This window comes from Deltaproteobacteria bacterium HGW-Deltaproteobacteria-2, from assembly GCA_002840505.1.
Lineage (GTDB): Bacteria > Desulfobacterota > Syntrophia > Syntrophales > Smithellaceae > Smithella.
The window spans coordinates 34608-51734 of record PHBC01000005.1 but is presented as its reverse complement, the minus strand read 5'-3'; the positions used below and the strand labels follow the sequence as shown (position 1 = coordinate 51734).

19 protein-coding genes are annotated in these 17127 nt (G+C 44.9%); 2 read left to right on the top strand and 17 right to left on the bottom strand.

All coding sequences use genetic code 11. The annotated features are described in order from the left end of the window. Nucleotides 1-56 precede the first annotated feature (56 nt). From CVU62_10890 to CVU62_10820, 15 genes are all read right to left on the bottom strand, one after another. The gene (locus CVU62_10890) at nucleotides 57-899 is read right to left on the bottom strand and encodes a hypothetical protein (GenBank protein ID PKN37105.1); all 843 of its coding nucleotides are present in this window, start codon (nucleotides 897-899) and stop codon (nucleotides 57-59) included. Between the two features lie 56 nt (nucleotides 900-955). Continuing rightward, a complete protein-coding gene (locus CVU62_10885; GenBank protein ID PKN37104.1) occupies nucleotides 956-1582 on the bottom strand; it encodes a hypothetical protein in 627 nt (208 codons plus the stop codon). 68 nt (nucleotides 1583-1650) lie between these two features. Continuing rightward, complete coding sequence (locus CVU62_10880) at nucleotides 1651-2175, bottom strand: hypothetical protein (protein PKN37103.1); 525 nt, start codon at nucleotides 2173-2175, stop codon at nucleotides 1651-1653. 85 nt (nucleotides 2176-2260) lie between these two features. Continuing rightward, on the bottom strand, nucleotides 2261-3463 hold the full coding sequence (locus CVU62_10875; GenBank protein ID PKN37102.1) for an efflux transporter periplasmic adaptor subunit: 1203 nt from the start codon (nucleotides 3461-3463) through the stop codon (nucleotides 2261-2263). A 78-nt stretch (nucleotides 3464-3541) separates the two neighbouring features. Next, on the bottom strand, nucleotides 3542-3826 hold the full coding sequence (locus CVU62_10870; protein ID PKN37101.1) for a hypothetical protein: 285 nt from the start codon (nucleotides 3824-3826) through the stop codon (nucleotides 3542-3544). After that, nucleotides 3823-6186: an ABC transporter permease gene (locus CVU62_10865; GenBank protein ID PKN37100.1), complete on the bottom strand. Its 2364-nt coding sequence runs from the start codon at nucleotides 6184-6186 to the stop codon at nucleotides 3823-3825. The genes CVU62_10870 and CVU62_10865 overlap by 4 nt, the downstream gene beginning before the upstream one ends. 4 nt (nucleotides 6187-6190) lie before the next feature. Beyond that, nucleotides 6191-6907, bottom strand: a complete 717-nt coding sequence (locus CVU62_10860) for an ABC transporter (protein PKN37099.1) — start codon at nucleotides 6905-6907, stop codon at nucleotides 6191-6193. Between the two features lie 120 nt (nucleotides 6908-7027). Then, entirely contained in the window at nucleotides 7028-7828 is an 801-nt protein-coding gene (locus tag CVU62_10855) for a hypothetical protein (protein PKN37098.1), read from the bottom strand. Then, nucleotides 7829-8770, bottom strand: a complete 942-nt coding sequence (locus CVU62_10850; protein PKN37097.1) for a VacJ family lipoprotein — start codon at nucleotides 8768-8770, stop codon at nucleotides 7829-7831. A 183-nt stretch (nucleotides 8771-8953) separates the two neighbouring features. Continuing rightward, the gene (locus tag CVU62_10845; protein ID PKN37096.1) at nucleotides 8954-9550 is read right to left on the bottom strand and encodes a toluene tolerance protein; all 597 of its coding nucleotides are present in this window, start codon (nucleotides 9548-9550) and stop codon (nucleotides 8954-8956) included. Between the two features lie 33 nt (nucleotides 9551-9583). After that, nucleotides 9584-10039 carry an outer membrane lipid asymmetry maintenance protein MlaD gene (gene mlaD, locus CVU62_10840; protein PKN37095.1) on the bottom strand — a complete coding sequence of 152 codons (456 nt, stop codon included), beginning with the start codon at nucleotides 10037-10039 and terminating at the stop codon, nucleotides 9584-9586. A gap of 4 nt (nucleotides 10040-10043) precedes the next feature. After that, entirely contained in the window at nucleotides 10044-11291 is a 1248-nt protein-coding gene (locus tag CVU62_10835; GenBank protein PKN37094.1) for a diguanylate cyclase, read from the bottom strand. An 8-nt stretch (nucleotides 11292-11299) separates the two neighbouring features. Beyond that, nucleotides 11300-12151, bottom strand: a complete 852-nt coding sequence (locus CVU62_10830) for an ABC transporter permease (protein ID PKN37093.1) — start codon at nucleotides 12149-12151, stop codon at nucleotides 11300-11302. A 113-nt stretch (nucleotides 12152-12264) separates the two neighbouring features. Continuing rightward, nucleotides 12265-13149 (bottom strand): alpha/beta hydrolase, encoded by an 885-nt coding sequence (locus CVU62_10825; GenBank protein PKN37092.1) that lies wholly within the window; start codon nucleotides 13147-13149, stop codon nucleotides 12265-12267. Between the two features lie 73 nt (nucleotides 13150-13222). Further along, the gene (locus CVU62_10820; protein ID PKN37091.1) at nucleotides 13223-13771 is read right to left on the bottom strand and encodes an arginine decarboxylase, pyruvoyl-dependent; all 549 of its coding nucleotides are present in this window, start codon (nucleotides 13769-13771) and stop codon (nucleotides 13223-13225) included. Between CVU62_10820 and CVU62_10815 the strand changes: the two genes are divergently transcribed. Next, the gene (locus CVU62_10815; protein ID PKN37090.1) at nucleotides 13752-15401 is read left to right on the top strand and encodes a hypothetical protein; all 1650 of its coding nucleotides are present in this window, start codon (nucleotides 13752-13754) and stop codon (nucleotides 15399-15401) included. The genes CVU62_10820 and CVU62_10815 overlap by 20 nt on opposite strands. A 57-nt stretch (nucleotides 15402-15458) precedes the next feature. Next, nucleotides 15459-16241 (top strand): tRNA pseudouridine(38-40) synthase TruA, encoded by a 783-nt coding sequence (locus CVU62_10810; protein PKN37089.1) that lies wholly within the window; start codon nucleotides 15459-15461, stop codon nucleotides 16239-16241. A 36-nt stretch (nucleotides 16242-16277) separates the two neighbouring features. Here CVU62_10810 and CVU62_10805 read toward each other — a convergent pair whose 3' ends face one another. Together CVU62_10805 and CVU62_10800 are read right to left on the bottom strand one after the other, a co-directional pair. Beyond that, on the bottom strand, nucleotides 16278-16748 hold the full coding sequence (locus CVU62_10805; protein PKN37088.1) for a hypothetical protein: 471 nt from the start codon (nucleotides 16746-16748) through the stop codon (nucleotides 16278-16280). Nucleotides 16749-16762: 14 nt separating this feature from the next. Next, nucleotides 16763-17077, bottom strand: coding sequence for a sulfur relay protein DsrC (locus tag CVU62_10800; protein ID PKN37087.1), 315 nt, complete (start codon nucleotides 17075-17077; stop codon nucleotides 16763-16765). Nucleotides 17078-17127 lie beyond the last annotated feature (50 nt).

Genomic DNA, 17127 nt, shown 5'->3' with positions numbered 1-17127 from the left:
TATACACGACCTGTATATATAATATATGTTTAATTATAAGAAAACAGTCCGCCAATTTAATCCTCCTGCTCAGGCCAGGCATAAACTGGAGGGCGGTTTTCAAAGACTGATCCGTCAGGCATTACTTCGACATCTTTCCCGTCAATCCTTTGGATTTTGGTCAGCGTGGCCGGAATATGGCGTTTGCGGGCCGAGTCAATAACCTCCGCAACTGTCTGGCAACGCTTCATATCCTCAAGTGTCATGATCTGAGGCAAAACCATATCCAATATTCCCTGCTCATATTGCCTGAGCGCCTCCGATGGACGAATCCAGACATGGCCAGTAAGTTCAACACCGTCATGTATAACGTCTTGATCAGAAGGCACCTGAGTAACAAAGAAACGAACATCGTAGCGCAGAGGTAAAAATTCAGGTGTAATCCAGTGTGAAAAATAATGAAGCCGCTCGAGCGGCAGAAGAAGTTCCTCCGCCTCCAGCATCTGAGAAAAACGCATTTTACTCTCGATGATTGATTGACGATAATAACAAAATCGTCGACGTTCCTCTTCTGTCCTGATCGTTACAGGCGTACCATCTTTCTTCTGCGCAAGCAGTATTCCCACTTCCTCAAACGTTTCGCGAATCGCTGCTACCCATACCCCCAGAGCCTTTTCAGGATGCGGCATGTCAGAAAGAATCCGTGTGGCGTTTGCACAGTCAATCCCCCGGATAAAGCGCTCCATCCCAACTTCACAATCTCCAGGATCCACTACACCGCCCGGAAAGACGTAAAAACCCGGAACAAAGCTGCTCTTGCGGTTTCTCTGGACCATCAGGACTTCAATATCCTTTATTCCGGCATCCGGACAAGCACGTAAAAGCATTACGGTCGAGGCATTGGCAGGAATTACTTTCATATCTGTTGAGTAACCCCTGGAAAAGTAAACGTAAAAAGCACAACAATTATCCTATTTCACTTAGGAGAAATTTTCTTGCCAAATTTTTCAATTTCGTCACCCGCATTTTTCAATCCTTTTCCGACATCTTCAGCCAATACACTACCTTTTTTCTTCAATTTTCGTGAAAGTTCATTGGATTTTTTCATAGCATTTTTCGTACCTGTTTCAATTTTTTGACCGGCCCAGTCAAAACTGCGTTCCAGATATTTGTTGGCTGAATCAAGAGCATCGCCTGCTTTTTCCGTCTGTTTCTTCGCCCATGATTCCGTTGATTTGATATGGGAATCCGAAGCCAGGGCGACATAGGCACGCGCAAAGGTTTCTTCTATTTTTTTTACCGAAGTCACTGTTCCTTTCTTTACATCACCAGCCAGCTTTTCCAATTCTTTGGCCGACGCATTCAGTGCCTCTTTTCCCTTGTCCGATGCTTTTTCAGCCTGAGCTTTCATGAATGATGAACCATTTTTAATTTGTTGTGCAGCTGAATTCATGTTCTTATCCAAATAATCCTGTTTAGCCTTTCGAAAAGTTTGTTCGATCGAAGACTGCGATTCCGCTGCCGCAAAAACTGTTGATGAAAAAATTCCCGCCACAAATAATGTGGCCACAGCAACGACAAAGTAAATTTTTAAACGGGACATAATTTATTCCTCCTTACTAAGCCTGTGTCAAATTAAGGAACGACCATAAAATACTTGATTTTACCTTTTTACAGTTTTTTTTCGACGATAGTATTGAGTTGTTCTATAGCGTCATCCATTGTTTTGGTATTTAATATGTAGGCGTCGGCCAGAGCAATGGGAATAGCTGTGCCGTAAGCAATTTCCCGCTGATCGCGCTCATCAAAGGCCCCAGGAGAATCATCGGCCCTGCCTCTGACGCAAATGCGTTCCAACCGCAATTTTCTAGGCGCCAGAAAAGCGACTACCACGCAATCGGCCTTTTTACGAATGAGTTCTATTTCCGGCCATGACCGCATACCTTCCAGAAAGCCAACAGCGTCGCCGGATTGAAGAATTTTTTCCAAAGCAAGCCTGGTGACACCCATCCCGTCGGGGCCGCGCAGTTCATCGGATATTTTAGCTGTACTGACAGGGTCCGCCGCACCGCGCTTTTTAACTTCAGTACGAACAATGTCACCGGTTGCGTAATAAATTAAACCTTTGGATTCAGCATAAGTGCGGGCAATATTTTTCCCCGCCGCGGGCATGCCCACGATTACAAATATTTTCATTCAACCCCCTGATAATATCAAATTGTTCGCTACTTTTACCATAAAGAACGCGTGAGGATAAAGGAACTTATACGTATAATTATTGTTATTTTCTTGCCTGGATTTTTGTACCGTCACTGATCGAATCTTCGGGATAGGCAACCACTTTTTCTTTTTCTTTTAATCCGGACAGGATTTCCGCTGCCAGTCCATTTCTCTGACCAACCTCAACTATACGCTTACGCGCCTTTCCCTTCTCTGCGACAAACACTGCCCATCCCGTCCCCGACCGGAAAAGAGCACTGGTGGGAACCTGAAGGATATTTTTTTCTTCCCATATAATAAAGTGAGCTTCCATGCGGAAACCATCGCCCAGGATATTCCACTTCTGAGACGGCGAAGTAATATCGACAATAATCAGAACTCTCTGCTCTTCCACGCCCAGGCTGGATATTTTTGTAAATCCAGCCGGTTCAACCAGTCGCACTATGCCTGTAAGTGGTTCATCTCTGCCCCATCGTTTGAACAAAACCGGTGTACCTTTTTTTATTTTGACCGCATCCGAAGACAGAACTTCGACACGGACTTCCAGATTTTTGACATCGCCGATATCTACCAGCGGCTCGCCTATATTTACCGCACCTTCACTTTCGCGGTAAACCCTGAACACAGCACCACTCAATGGTGCAGATACCGAAACAGCATCATTTTTACTGTTTCTTTTAACCGCTGTAAAATTCTGCAATGTTATTTTTGCCCGCTCCAACTCGGATTTGGCGACATTCACTTCTGCCGCAGCCGAATTCTGCAGTGCCCTCACTTTTTGCGCCTCGGAAGCTATCTGATCGAACTGATCCTTGGAAATAGAACCTTTGGCATATAAAGCTCTTAATCTTTCCAGCCTTTGCTCAATGTAACCGGCATCAGCTTTCGCCATCCGCTCTCTTTCTATCGCGGCATTGAGAGTCGCCTCGGCGGAAGAAACGGCAGCTTGAGCCGTTGCACGGCTCCGGGGATCAAGCGACTGCGACTGTAACGGTTCCAACACAGCAACTATTTGTCCTTTCTTTACCGGATCTCCTACTTTTACATTGATGCGCCGCATGTATCCGGCCGTGGGGGCGGAAACAGTAAAACGCTCTTTCAGTCGAGTGCGTCCTTCTTCTTCAATCGTAATTTGGAGCGGACCCCGCGTGACGGAAACAATATCAACAGTTTGAGTTTTAGGTAGAAAGCCATAAATAAGCAAGACGACAACTATCGTTAAAACACTGATTACTAATACTTTTCTGCGTAACGAGTGATTCATTAAAAATATTCTCCGTTAAGATTATTGCATGTTTTTATCAATATATCGTTTCGATTTGAAGTTGCCGCCTATACGGCGTCAATTCCCGCCACGGTACCAACCAATTTTTATTGTGCTCCCTTCGGTTGCACATACGGTCAATGCATAACGAGGCGGCAAGTTGGAGGCTCCGCAGGCGTATATGATAATACGTCGAGGCTGCCGACGACCCCGGCCTGCGCCGGGGCAGGCTCCGCCAACAAAGTTAGCCGAAGACCGGGAGCGCATCCCGCAGGGGAGCGCATAGTCAACAAACTTCCTACCTTGCCGGTAATTACCACCTGCAAGGTAGTAACTTATAATCGGACCGATATAATCATTCATTCTCTGGTTTTTAAAACCTCCACCAAATCAAGATGGTCGAGTTTACGGCGCACAATCAATCCCGATATCAAGGCCGAAGCAAGCACTACCGCCGCTGCCTGAGCGTATGTATTTAACTCTATAATCAGCGGCACGCGGAAAAGATCGTTATCCAGGGCTTGCGCAATATAAGCGCATATCCAATATCCGATAAAAAACCCCAGAGGAATGGCCACAAGTGTTATCAGCCCCAGTTCTCCCAGAAGAATATAGGCTATCTCGCCGCGCGTGTATCCAAGCACACGCAGGCTGGAAAGCTCGCGACTTCGTTCGGATAAGGATATTCTCGCGCCGTTATAGACAACGCCGAACGCGATCGAACACGCCATTAGTGTAGCAATAAAAGTAAAAAAAAGCATCCCTTTTGCCATAACTTCATAAACATTGTTGATTTCATTCTTTCTGATGACAATTTCCGAAACGCGCGGCATTTCCACGAAAGATCTGAAGAGCTTTTCCCTGTATTTCGAATCCGTGACAAGATAGGCGCCGGATATGGCGTCGCCTTCATTCATTAAACGGTTAAGAGCACCCAAATCCATGTAGCCCATCACACCCAGATACTGTCTGGCCAAAGCGACAACCTCAACCTGACGGATGACCTTGGACCCTTCGAGCGCCTCAACTGTCACAAGATCGCCTACCTTAACCCCGAGGATCTCGCCCAGATAATCGGTCAGCAGAATGCCCGATGAGGGTAGGGAAATGATCTTAAGATTCTTATCCAGCAAAAGACTAAGATGGCTGTCCGGTTCTACTCCGTTGATAACTGTTTTATAACTGCGGTGACCGAATTTTAAGTTTACAGGAACGACCCGAAAACTCTCGCCGTCATTGATTCCCTGAGTTTCCTTTAGTTCGTATATTGCCTTATAGGACGTTGGTTCGATAAAAGTTACTGTCATGTCTTCTTTCTGTGAAAGAACAAAATGAATATGCACCATGTAATCAACTGAGTCTTTAAAGAATCCGCCGGAAATCATTGTAGCGCAGGCAACAGCAATACCAATGACCGAAAGAAAAGTTCTGACCGGTTTTCGTTCAACATTACGGATGATAATCCGCGATGGCTGTGAAAGCCAGCGGCCGATGCCTGTTTTTTCAATGAACGATACTCTATATTTTGCCGGAGCTTCCGGTCTCATTGCTTCGGCAGGCGGCTGCCCAGAGGCCCTCCAGAGAGAATGCGCGGTCCCGGCAAGCGCGGAGAGAACGCTGATAAAAACAGCCGAGATAATCACCCACGGATGTAATTTGTAAATAAGCACCGGGAAACGATACGTTTCCATGTAAATGCCGCCCAGCATTTTCCCAAACCAGATGCCGATCACTATGCCGCATAAAATGCCAGCGGTAATAATCAGGACGACCAGGTGCGAATAATGAACACCGATATCCATATTACTGTAGCCGAATGCTTTGAGCGTGGCGATTTGTTCGCGCTGAGTGTTGATTGTTCTGCTCATGACGACATTCAGCAAGAAGGCGGCGACACAAATAAAAATCGTGGGAAATATTTTAGAGCTGGTATTGAGTTGCCGGAATTCCTCACTCAGCAGACGGTGGGATATTTGATCTTTACGCCCATAGGCGCCGAAACCACCGTATCGTCCCAAAATATTATCAAGGTCTCGTATAACATCGCTTAACTTCGCTCCGGGATACAGAGTCAGAACAACATCGTTGAACGCGCCATCCATGTCGTAGGCTCTGCTGATGGCTTTGCGTGTCATCCACAAAGCTCCGTAGCGTTTAAAATCGGGGCTCATTGCTCCGGCTTTCATCAGCAGAATGTACTCTGGAGAAAGAGCAATTCCGGTAATCGTCAGCTTTTTCCACTTGCCGTTGATAACCGCCGCAAATTGGTCCGACGGATTAAGGCCGTGCGCCTGAGCGAAGGTTTCATTGATGACCACCTCATCATCTCTGGAGGGATCGGGCAACCGGCCGGCTCTGAGATAAAGACGGTTCAACAGCGGCTTGCCGTCATCGGGAATGGATATTATCTTGCCGGTAACCGATTCGGTAAAGCCCTTGATATCCAGCTTGGCTTGAGCGCAAACGCGAGTTTCCAGTTGATTGACGCCGTTGATATTTTTTATTTTATCTTTCAGGCTTTCCGGGGCGCGCTTTAAATTGACGAAGACATCGGCAAAATTATAATCATGGTAGAATTTGGTTCTGGTGAACTCCAGAGAATGCACGGTACTGATAAACATGATGAAGGTGGCCACGCCGCTGGCTACAACCAGCGTGATGGCAAAAACCTGGCCTTTCATCTGCCACAATTCCCGCCACAGTTTTCGGTTCAGCGCTTTCACAATCTCACCACTGAAGCTCGCTCGCGGATTTCTTTACCTTGTTTACAGTCACTTCCGCAATTTTGCCATTACTTAAATGAATAACACGGTCAGCCATGCCGGCAATATCCACGTTATGAGTGATAATGGCAGTCGCTGTTCCCAAGTCGCGATTGATGCGCTCCAGAGCCTGAAGCACCACCACACCCGTTTTGGAATCAAGCGCTCCGGTAGGTTCATCGCATAAAAGTACTGCCGGATTTTTGGAAATGGCGCGCGCTATGGCCACGCGCTGCTGCTCACCACCGGAAAGCTGAGCGGGAAAATGATTTAGTCTGTCGCTCAATTCGACAAGGTCGAGGGCTGCCTCCGGAGTCATGGGTTTTTCGGCAATTTCCGTTACCACTGAAACATTTTCTCTGGCTGTTAGACTGGAAATAAGATTGTAGAATTGAAAAACAAACCCGACATGGAAGCGGCGATATTCCGTTAGTTCTTTTTCGGTTGCTTTGGTTAACTCTTTTCCTCTGTAAGAGACAAAGCCACCGGTCGCCGTATCGAGACCACCCATAATATTGAGCAGTGTGGATTTGCCGCTCCCCGAAGGACCAAGCAAAACAACCAATTCGCCCGCATACAACTCCAGATTAACGCCGCGCAGCGCGTGCACTTCCACCTCTCCCATTTTATAAACTTTAGTGAGGTCCCGAACCTGAAAAAAGTTTTCTTTCAATTCGTCCATTTGTATTTTGCATTTTTTATCTGCCGTCGTGCCTGTTTCCGGGCGGCGACAAGCAGTTTCAAGGAAGTTACTTTTAACGGTCGCTTAAATAGATATTATTGGGGTAACAAACCGTCAACTTCAGTATGTATAGCTTATGGCGACTCCGGCGGAAAATCTGTCTGCAAATTGTCCTTCTATATTCAAACGGAATCCTTTCAGCAGCGGTACATCCAATCCCGCAAATCCGCCCACAATTGATTTGTTCCGAATAGTATCATCTTCGGCCCAATATCCAGGGCTGGAAATATTGGAATGCCAAGATACCTTGGCCTCGGAATAATATATATAAGGACCGGCATAAAACTTTATGCCGTATGGAAGAGTAGCTTGAATTCCAATACCGAAATTCGCGTCCCAGAAATTTTTCATCTTAAGTTCCGCTGTAAAAGGTATTCCTCCATCGGTTCCTGAAACAGTATCCGTAAAATCACCGGGGAAATAAGTCCCCTGAAGAAAAGCTCCTATTCCCAATATGCTATTAATCGCATAAAAAACTTTTGCTCCCATAGTTCCGAAAAATTCCCAGTTTGCTTCAAAATTATCTCTGTCGGTCTTAATAGAAGCATCCGCGGAACTGAAAACATCGAAAATTTTCATATCCGCAAGACCTATGCGCGCGTATATTTCCCAGATGTTTTTCGATCCATAAGCCGCCTGCGAATAAAGCTCATTACGTCTTACTGTATGATCAATGCCGTTTTTATACGTATCTTCGTGATACCGGTAACCTATGGCAGTATTTAATCCGCCGGCTTCTTGAGAAATGGTTTGTAGCGGACCGAATAATCCAGCCGCCATCGACACCGGGCTGATCGCAAAAATAAATAATACCGTGAAGGCAATAGTCGAAAAATTTTTCACAGAAATTTTTCTTTTCATTTAATTTCCTTTTTCCGGCAATATCGGATTGATTGAAGGAGATTTTTCTGTCGCGGGCACGGATGGATTGTGTTTAGCTTTTCTGGCCTTAATTTTCTTAAAACGGTACTGGGCGTAGGCGTCGCGAAACGCCACATAGGGGTCAATGGCCGCGTCTTTAAGCGCTTCATAATCGCCGATTCTCAAAGATGTGGCATTCACTTCTTCGAAAACCCTTACTCCCAAACCTGCGTACCAGGGGCTAATATAAGAAACCGGATAAAGAAAATAATCGCCGGCAATGCTGACGGAATCGCGGGGACTTGACGGACCAAATACCGGCCAGACAATATAAAAGCCCTGCCCCACACCCCAAACGCCCAGTGTCTGCCCCAGGTCCGTATCCTGCTTCTGAAGATCCAGCTCTCTACCGGCAGAAGGATCGAGAAGGCCTCCGATACCCCAGATAGTATTGATAGTAAAACGCCCCGTTTCCGTGGCCGCGCCGCTGAAATCAGCCTGGAGCAGGCAGCTCAGAAATCGCGCGGGAAATCCAAGATTGGAAAAGAAATTTTTAACGCTTACCCGCGCGGGTTCGGGAACAATTGCTTTGTATCCTTGAGCAACTGGTTTGAGCGCCCAGAAATACAGTTTGTCGTTAAACTGATGCATAGCTCTGTTGAACGGTTCCAGAGGATCGGCGATTTCCACTCGCTCTTCCTGAACAGCATCTTTAGTGTATTCCTCAACCGATTCATCTTCTTTATACTCATCATCAATGGGATTTACGGCATCAACCGTTGATTGTGCCGTACTTTGTTCAGACGTAGAAGCAAGCAAAATGGGCTGCGGGGACGGGGAGAATTTCGCGGCCGGCAAGGCACCGGAAGAGGTGACGGAGCTATGGGCACAACCCGCCGTAAGAAGAATAAGCGCTAAAATCAAAACAAGGTGGTATTTCATTTAACGAAACCAAGCCTTCATGCCAAACATTATAAGTTTTAAGTGTCCCCCGCTGGCGGGGGCAGGGGGTGGATAGGCCGCATTGATATTTCAGGCGGTTCTGAAATTAATCACTATATTCTTTTTCCACCTCCGTCACTTCGTAACACCTCCGCCAGCGGAGGATACGAAATGACATTTTTTCTAGTGCTTGCTTACCTTCTTGCGCAGAGTCTCCAACAGTTGTTCTGGCGTATCCTTGGCCAGTATATCGTTGAACTGCGTACGGTAGTTTTGAACAAGACTCACATTCTCCACGACAACGTCATATACTCTCCATTTGCCGTCCTTTAAAATCATCCGGTAAAAAATAGGGATTTCTTTAGAAGCGGTAACGATTTTGCTCTGAATTTCAGCCTGAGCGTCTGAAAGCATATTTTCTTTATAAAACACAACCTTTTCATTGGTATAGTCAAGAATTTTGTCCGCGTATGATTTTTCCAGAATCTGCTCAAAGAGATTCACAAATTCCGTGCGCTGCGCGGGGGTTAACTTGTTCCAATTGCGCGCCAGAGTGCGTTTAGAAAATTCAATTTCATCAAACATATCTTTGTATATGACCCGGAGCTTTTCTTTCTTTATTTCTTTAGATGCCGGACTTTTGAGTTTTGGATCGCGCAACACATTGAGCACTTTATTGACAGTGGCTTCTGCGGTGGTCATCGGCACTCCGGCGTATACCGGAAGAGAAAACATCAAAAGTGTCAGTATGATTATCAATCCCGTGAGTCGTTTTTTCATTTCTTAATCCTCCTCGTGTTCCATTATACCATTTTACTGTTTTTTTACATCACCAAAAGCGTATTTGCTGATAAGTCCTAATATATCCACGGGCGCCTGCGTTTCCATAATTGTTCCGTTAGGCTTCAGGAGCGTGCCGGATCCCCCCGGATCAATACTGATATACTGGTCGCCTACCAAACCTTCCGTTTTAATAGAAGCAATGGCGTCATCATATACCTTTATACCTTTTCTAATTTTCATATGCACGACCGCCTGCTGGTTTTCCTGATCCATGGTGATTCGCTCCACTCTTCCGACTTCAATGCCCATAATATCCACCGGGTTCCCATCTCTAAGTCCGGTTACGGAAATGAATTTGGCAGTTAAAGGATATGAATCATCCTGCAGAAAAGAAACTTTACCGAGTTTTACGGTCATATACCCTATGCAGAGCAGTCCCAAAAAAACAAAGATGCCTACGATGGTTTCTATCTTGTATTTTTTCATTTGTTTACTCCTTGGCGGCGCATCGCAAACGCCCTATTTCTTTTTGTTGAGATTTGGCCAGCTCTATAATGAAATCTATTTCCGCAACAGGCGGTCCTTCGGCAATGCCCGCCAGGATGGCGAAATCAACGCATTTATCCGAAGGTGCAAGTTTTTGAGCTCCGGCCCAAATATCGCGGATTCCCTGCGCCTTGAAATCATTAACGAAATCTTTCAAAATGCTCTCAGCTTCCGCAAGATCTGAAAAAGGCAGCATTGTAACAAATTCATTGGACTTGCGGCGGGTAGAAAAACCGCCTATGGCGCCGAAGTGTTTATCTATATACATTCCCATCGAGTGAATGACTTCCTGCGCCGCGTCGTGACCCAGAACGGAAATTATTGTGTCCAGGTCTGATAAAGTAAAAACTGCAATGCAATAATTTTCACCTGATTCTCTACGCTTTAACTGAACATGATTTAACATTTTGAACTGTCGTTTAGAATACAAACCCGTCAGTTCCTTCTGCAATCCTTCGAGGCTATGGATAACCTCGTCGTTAAAAGGATGATCAAAATTTCCCAACTCTTCCGGGGTTCCCTGAAAAACTATAGTTTTATTATAGAGGGCAAGAATCCGGTTAGAAATAAAATAAACATCAGGAATTTCATGGCTGACCATGATAGCCGTAAAATTAAATTTCCTCTGGTACTGGGCAATCATGCTAAGTATAGCATTTTTTCGGACAGGGTCCTGGCCGGTCGTTGGTTCATCAAATAAAACGATGCGCGGATCGGTTATCAGCGCGCGCGCCAGCGCCGCCCGTTTTTGCATACCTCCGGAGAGTTCCGAAGGGAATTTGTAAGTTGCTTCGGTTAATTCTGTTTGTTCAATTCTGGCCATTACACGCCGAGTGATTTCCGCTTTCTTCAGATTTGTAGTCTCTATCAGAGGCAGAGCAATATTATCATAGATATTCAGGGAATCGAACAACGCATTGCCCTGAAACATGTAACTAATTTGGGCCAGCGAAGCGGCAATCTCGGATTTCTTCATTTCAGTCAACGGTTTGCCGCGGAAGAGAATGGTTCCTTCATCGGGCTTAAGCAGACCGATGATATGTTTAAGCAGAACGCTTTTGCCCGAACCGGAGAGACCAATAATGGTAGTTACCTCTCCTTCATATATTTGCAAATTAACGCTTTGCAGAACAGTCTGGGATCCGAAGCGCTTGGTGATATTTTTAAATTCAATCAATGGAATCGCATTCATAAATTTCTCTATATTAAAAGCAGTGAAGTTACCACGTAATCCGAAACAAGAATCAACACGCAGGAGGTAACGACTGCCGAAGTTGTAGCCAAACCGACAGCCTTCGCGCCATGGCTGTCCTTGCGCATGTGCACATAATATCCCTGATAACAGCAAACGGTGGCAACGATTACAGCGAACACTATCGCCTTAATAAAACCATCGGTAAGGTCTTTCATATCAACGTTGGCTTGAATGCTGTGAGAATAAACTCCGGCATTCAAGCCCAGAAGCGCTACACCGGAGATGTAGCCGCCGATAATACCAATAAAATCAAACACAGCCGTGAGCAGAGGAAAACTGATGATCGCAGCGATAATTCTAGGACTGATGAGATATCGAAAGGGATCTATACGCATAGTCTGCAGGGCGTCGACCTGCTCCGAAATACGCTGAATACCTATTTCCGCCGTGATAGCGGATCCCGCTCTAGCCGTAATCATAATGGCCGTCAAAACCGGGCCCAATTCCCTGATCAGGGAAAGAGAGACCAGCGCTCCCAGGCCGCCAACCGCGCCAAACTGTATCAGAGCGTGGTATGATTGCAAACCCAAAACCATGCCGGTGAACAGGCTCACCAAAAGGATAATCGTTGTGGAGCTGGCCCCAATATAATAGATTTGCGCAATTACCTTGGGAAACTGCTTGGGACGAAAAGTTTTCCAAAGCGCCAGGCAAAGGAAAATGGTTGCCTTGCCCAACATGTTAATCCAGCCGATAACCTTCTCTCCGATAAAGGCAAACGGCCAAACCAGAAATGTCCCCGGCTGTCGTTTTTCTTCAGCTTCCGTATGGTGCTGACTGTTTTCGGTCACTGTCATCAACAAAGATCCCCTTATTGATCTTATATCAATTTTAAATCAAAGCACTATTATGGTATTAATATACTTCTGGCGGGAATTTTACATATTTATCGAAATTCGTCAATCGTTTCCTAAAATACTTTCGCTAAAAATTCTTTTATGATTTTAGCTACTTCTTTAGGTTTTTGCATGGGAATCAAATGTCCGGCATCAGGAACTGATTTATACTTTCCGTTAACCAATAATGAAACAGCCTTCTTTAAGTCGATAAATTCTTTATTGGTACTTTTCTCCCCTTCCACTATAAGAACCGGACAGGTCAACTTCTTAAGCAGCGGCCAGGGATTGGTGCTGTTACCGCCCATAAACAGTGCGGCTTCATTTCTCGGCGAACAGGTAAGTTTTAAATCACCTTCGGCTTGTTTTTCCATTCCGTATTTAAGATAAAACTCAAGCATTTGTTTATCCCATCCGGCAAATAGTGATTTCGACTTCAGATATTCCAGGGCTGATTTTTCATCTTGCCATCTGTTTTTTCTTTTTATCGACTGCGAAGCCAGCGGATGATCTTTGATCTTCATATCGATGGAATAAATTTCTTCCGGCAGGAAAATCGGTTCAATCAAAATCATGCCACGCGGCTGCAGGCCAAACAATGCCGAGGCAATAGCTATAACTGTAGCGCCCATCGAATGCCCTACGGCCAGATTATCCGTAATGTTTTGCGAACTGCAGAAACTGATTAAATCTCTGGCGATAACATCCCAACCCAAACCTTTTTCCGGATCGCAATCGCGATAATTGCACATATAGGGCGCCCAGGACTCATGATGCGGTGTCAAATCCTCGATTATCGGATGCCAGAGCCAGGGTAGAAAACCGGTAGCGTGAGCAAAAAGTATCTGCGGAGCTTCCCCTTCGTAATAAAGATAAGGTAGTTCCGCCCCGCCGACATCGTGAATTTTCAGCGTTGGGATTTCTCTGGAAATCTTTACTGGCTTATCATTTTGAGACATAATAGAATAACATCACAATGAAAGGATTGCCGAACCGCTTTTCTATACAATTTTTATGGTATTTTAAGATAACTTAAAAAATAAATACAGCCACAGCAATAACCGTTGTGAATTTATTATCCTTACAAATTGTGGATTGAGTTACGTTAAGCGTTCGGACTATTTTGCCGCTGATTTTAAAAATTTCTTTTTTCTCATCCCAACTCTCATCCACATCGAAATCAATGCCCAGAGTGGAGGCCAGCATGGCCGCCGCCAGATCTTCCGCGTAGTCGCCTGCCTGCTTCTCGTTCTGGCCATAAGCGTGATGTTCGCTGATGTAACCGTAAGATGATTTGTCGGCGGGAATGGCGCAACCGACCGACGCCGCCATAAGTCTTTTGGGTTCGTTGGTGCAACAGCGGCTCATAACACAGTAGGTAATGGCGCCGGGTGTTAACTGCTTCAATCCCTGCGTTTTGGAAATCATTTTGCAGCGCGGCGGGAATATACTGGAAACCTGCACCAGATTGCATTTTTCTATTCCGGCGTCACGCAAAGCACGCTCAAAGGAATGTAATTCATCCTTGTGTGTGCCTACTCCTTTTGTAAAAAAAATCTTCTTGGGTACAAAACTATCCATTTTTCAGCTCCTTACTTTTCCGCAAAGGACAAAAATTTTTATTAAAAAATCTTCTTTCCCCTCGCCTGACATAACTTTGTCACTTATACCAGTGTTCAATGTCTTATGCCACAAAATTATTTATCAACTGCAGGATAAAAACATTTATTGTTTAATCTTGCTCAATAATTTAAAAAAGACTATAAAAGCGTATGAAATTAAATCAAGGCATTTTTTCATGAAAATAAAATTTTTTTATTTTACTTTAATATTATTTATAGTCTCCTGTTGTCCTAAATATCCGGACATTATCAAAGATGTAAAGGATTTGAGCCAGGATCATACAGCCTATTTAACCGAAACTGTCAAAGAAAAATTTATCCTGGCAGCCCAGGATCAGGTTAAAGTTAATGAAGATTACGATAAAATTTACTTTTCGGTCTGGCATAATCTCAAGCCTGTTCACTCGTCATCTGAAAAAGTATCTTTGATTTTCAAGAGATTCGCCATGAGCCCCGGTTATGGCGAAAACAAAAAAAAACATTCTGCGTCCTGGTTAAAAAAACTTCAGCAAAACGTTTCTTTGGATGATTATCCCAACACTCTTAAGCCGGCAATTACAACAAGAAACACTAATCTACGCATGCTGCCCACGCAAAGCCCTCATTTTTACAGCTCTGACGGAGACATCTCCGGCTGGCCTTTTGATAACCTGCAAATATCATCCGTAGCCGCAAACACTCCTCTTATTATATGCCATCTCAGCGCTGATAAATCATGGGCACTGGTAGAAACCAGTTTCGCTTTCGGATGGATGCCGGTTGAAGATTACGCGCATGTAGATGAAAATTTTATTAAAATGTGGGAATCCGGCCGTTATGCCGTCATTGCCAGGGATAAATCTGTTATTTTTGACACCGATGGCCGATTTAATCTCCGAACATCCATAGGACAAATGTTTCCCTTGGTCAGAGAAATGCCGGATAAATTGGAAATACTTACTGCCGTGGCAGATGAAAATAACAACGCTATTATTAAGCATGGTTTTGTTTCTCCTCAAGTCATCACGCTTAAACCGCTGCCTTTTACCTACTCCAATGCAGTAAAAATCGCCAATGAACTGATTGATGAGCCATACGGATGGGGTGGCCTCTATGGAAATCGCGATTGTTCGGCAATGACTAGAGATTTTTTTGCTCCTTTCGGTATCTGGCTGCCCAGGCACTCCGAAGACCAGGTTAAAAAAGTAGGAACATTCATTGATCTGCAAAATCTCGATCCGGAACAAAAAGAAAAAACCATAATAGAAAAGGGAATTCCTTATTTGAGTCTTCTCTGGCGCAAGGGCCACGTCATGCTCTACATCGGAGAACAAAACGGCCGGGCTCTCATTTTTCATAATGCGTGGGGCTTGAAAACAATAGACTTTGACGGCAAGGAAAGCAGGAAAATCATCGGAAAGGCTGTCATCACAACTTTATATCCCGGGGCAGAAATCTATTGTCTTGACCCGGGAGGATTACTGCTGAAAAATATTTCAGCGATGACTATCTTGGGACCGGTAAAACAAAACCAGCAAATACAGCAAAATGTTATTCCGGCAAATGAAAACATAAACGGTGTCATTCCAGCGAAGGCAGGAATCCAGTAATAATGCGCTACCCTTTTAATATTCGAGTCTCATTATAACCTTCGAGGTTTATAAAAATTGCATAAATATAAATTAGTTCTGGAATATGACGGAACCAATTATCGCGGCTGGCAAACTCAGAAAAATGCTAAAAGCGTTCAAGAAACTTTAATTGCCGCCGCACAGAAATTTTTAGGCGGGCCGGTGCAACTTCAAGGAGCCGGACGAACCGATGCCGGAGTGCATGCTTTGGCGCAAACCGCCCATCTGGAATCTTCCAAAAAGATTAATACGGAAACTCTCCGCATCGGAATCAATGATAACTTGCCGGCAAGTATTAATGTCTTGCAGGTAGAAAATGCCCCTGCGCTCTTTCACGCCCGCCATCATGCCGTGAGCCGCAGCTATCTTTATCTTATCGCAAAGCGGCGCACAGCTTTCGGCAAGCGTTATGTCTGGTGGATCAAAGACAATCTTAACATCAACAAAATGCAGCAGGCGCTGAATTTATTTCAGGGCTTTCACGACTTTGTCTCGTTTGCCGATAAAAGAATGGAAAAAGAAACATCCTCAAAAGTCAATATTGAAGCAACACAGTTAAAGGAATTTGACGACATAATTGCCATGCGAGTTGTCGGTTCTCATTTTCTCTGGAAAATGGTGCGCCGCATAGTGGGAGTAACCGTAGAGGCTGGCCGCGATAATTTCACCCAACGCGATATTGAAAAACTGCTTACTTCTTATTCGGAGGTACCGGCGAGATTCACCGCCCCACCTTCCGGTTTGTTTCTGGAAAAAGTATTGTACGAAGGCGACAAACTGCCGGAAATCAAACCACCGATTCATTTATTTAATATTTAAAAACAAATCTATTTTTTACCTTGCAGGTAATCGTGTTTACGTGAAAATAATCTGTCCTCCCGCAGACAGCGCATAAAATTCGCCAACGGTCAGGATTTTTTGAACCTCGTCCACAAAGTCCTCTTTTTTAAGTCCGAACATATCGACGCTGGCCTTGCAGGCATAGAGCTTCCCTCCGGCAGCGCTGATCATCTCGATGAATTCATCAATAGGCGGAATATCAAGTTTGTCCATTTGTTTCTTCATCATCCATGTGGCCATAGCAGACATACCAGGTATCGCGCCGATAAGGGTTGGAATGCCCATGGCCGGATTGCCCACCGTAGCGACTTTGATTTTTTTCACTTTCTTCTTCGTGATGGCATCCATTCCGAAAAAGGTAAAAAAGAGATTGACCTCAATTCCTTCCATACGTGCGCCATTAGCCATGATCAGGGCCGGATAAATACCTTCGAGAGAACCTTTGGAACAGATAATTGATACTTTCTTTATTTTTTCATCAGCCATGATATCCTCCTTTATTATACGCAGCTGGTCGGTTTGGACAGTCCCGCGATACGGGCGGCTTTTTTGAGCGGTCCGTCCGGAAACAGGTCATACAATTCCTTGGTGGGAATACCGCCTGTCTTATTAATCCGCCGCATGGATGCCAGTACGCCGGTAGCGGCAAAATCTTTTTTCAGAAAATCAATCACCTTCCAGTGCGCGTCTGTGAGAGTAATACTTTCCTCTGCGGCAATGGCCTGCGCCACCTCTTTAGTCCACTGGGACGGATCGGTAAGATACCCTTCGTCAGTTACATTAACTGTTTTTCCTGCGATTTCTTTTGTAGCCATATGACCTCCTTTGCCAATATCGGTTTTTCGATTAATGATGTTTTTGTATG

Coding starts and splice junctions, on each gene's coding strand:
- CVU62_10885 (PKN37104.1), bottom strand. CDS start 1,582: ATGTCCCGTTTAAAAATTTACTTTGTCGTTGCTGTGGCCACATTATTT.
- CVU62_10890 (PKN37105.1), bottom strand. CDS start 899: ATGAAAGTAATTCCTGCCAATGCCTCGACCGTAATGCTTTTACGTGCT.
- CVU62_10805 (PKN37088.1), bottom strand. CDS start 16,748: ATGGCTGATGAAAAAATAAAGAAAGTATCAATTATCTGTTCCAAAGGT.
- CVU62_10860 (PKN37099.1), bottom strand. CDS start 6,907: ATGGACGAATTGAAAGAAAACTTTTTTCAGGTTCGGGACCTCACTAAA.
- CVU62_10850 (PKN37097.1), bottom strand. CDS start 8,770: ATGAAATACCACCTTGTTTTGATTTTAGCGCTTATTCTTCTTACGGCG.
- CVU62_10870 (PKN37101.1), bottom strand. CDS start 3,826: ATGAATGATTATATCGGTCCGATTATAAGTTACTACCTTGCAGGTGGT.
- CVU62_10855 (PKN37098.1), bottom strand. CDS start 7,828: ATGAAAAGAAAAATTTCTGTGAAAAATTTTTCGACTATTGCCTTCACG.
- CVU62_10835 (PKN37094.1), bottom strand. CDS start 11,291: ATGAATGCGATTCCATTGATTGAATTTAAAAATATCACCAAGCGCTTC.
- CVU62_10880 (PKN37103.1), bottom strand. CDS start 2,175: ATGAAAATATTTGTAATCGTGGGCATGCCCGCGGCGGGGAAAAATATT.
- CVU62_10820 (PKN37091.1), bottom strand. CDS start 13,771: ATGGATAGTTTTGTACCCAAGAAGATTTTTTTTACAAAAGGAGTAGGC.
- CVU62_10800 (PKN37087.1), bottom strand. CDS start 17,077: ATGGCTACAAAAGAAATCGCAGGAAAAACAGTTAATGTAACTGACGAA.
- CVU62_10845 (PKN37096.1), bottom strand. CDS start 9,550: ATGAAAAAACGACTCACGGGATTGATAATCATACTGACACTTTTGATG.
- CVU62_10825 (PKN37092.1), bottom strand. CDS start 13,149: ATGTCTCAAAATGATAAGCCAGTAAAGATTTCCAGAGAAATCCCAACG.
- CVU62_10830 (PKN37093.1), bottom strand. CDS start 12,151: ATGACAGTGACCGAAAACAGTCAGCACCATACGGAAGCTGAAGAAAAA.
- CVU62_10875 (PKN37102.1), bottom strand. CDS start 3,463: ATGAATCACTCGTTACGCAGAAAAGTATTAGTAATCAGTGTTTTAACG.
- mlaD (PKN37095.1), bottom strand. CDS start 10,039: ATGAAAAAATACAAGATAGAAACCATCGTAGGCATCTTTGTTTTTTTG.